Origin of the sequence: Vibrio neptunius (genome assembly GCF_000967495.1) — a bacterium.
In the GTDB taxonomy this organism is placed as follows: Bacteria; Pseudomonadota; Gammaproteobacteria; order Enterobacterales; family Vibrionaceae; genus Vibrio; species Vibrio neptunius.
The window spans coordinates 1-791 of sequence record NZ_JXXU01000057.1; the positions used below are offsets into that span (position 1 = coordinate 1).

Genomic DNA, 791 nt, shown 5'->3' on the forward strand with positions numbered 1-791 from the left:
TTGGCCAACATATAAGGCATTACTCTTGCCAATCGGCAAAATAACTGACCAAGTAGTCTATCGCCATTCTGGCTTTCAAGGGCAAAAATCGTCGATTCTGATACACAATCCAACTGCTTGTGCCTTTGCCCCAAAATGGCTCCAGCACTGGCATCAGATTTCCATCTTCAAGCGCATGTTTAAAGCTGCTTTTGGGTAAGTAAGCGATACCAAGGCCGTGCTGACAAGCTTCTATCACCGCTGAGGCATTGTTGCTGCGCCATCGACCATGAACGCGAACTGCGCTCAAGGGTTGACCATCTTGTTCAAACAACCAGTGATCACTGTTAGCAATAATACAGCTATGTTTTTTTAACTGTTCAGGATGCGTCGGTAAACCAAATTGTTCAATATAGTCACGACTTGCAGCGGCCGCCATCGGTCTGTCTGCTAACTTTCTTGCGACTAACCCTGAATCATTGAGCCGACCATAGCGAATGGCAAAGTCGATGCCATCTTCAATAAAATTGACCATCCGAGTGTTGAAATCCAACTCAATTGTGAGTTCGGGATATTTTTTGGCGAACGTCATCAAGACAGGTGCCACATAATCCTCGGCAAAGGCTCCAGCAGCGCTAACACGCAACGTCCCGCTGAGCTGGATGTGTTGTGATGAGAGTTGCTCGTTGGCATGTTGCAACCCATTGACCAGCTCTTTGCATTGGCGATAGTAAATTTGACCTGCGTCCGTCAATGATACCATGCGGGTCGACCGGGCAAGCAGCGCTACGCCCACCCGTTCTTCAAGCCTT

Annotated in this window: 1 protein-coding gene; it reads right to left on the reverse strand. The window is 48.0% G+C overall.

Going from position 1 to position 791, the window contains the following annotated elements; translation table 11 throughout:
• Positions 1–19: 19 nt before the first annotated feature.
• On the reverse strand, positions 20–791 hold a 772-nt coding region (locus TW84_RS19650; RefSeq protein ID WP_045977330.1), incomplete at its 5' end, for a LysR family transcriptional regulator.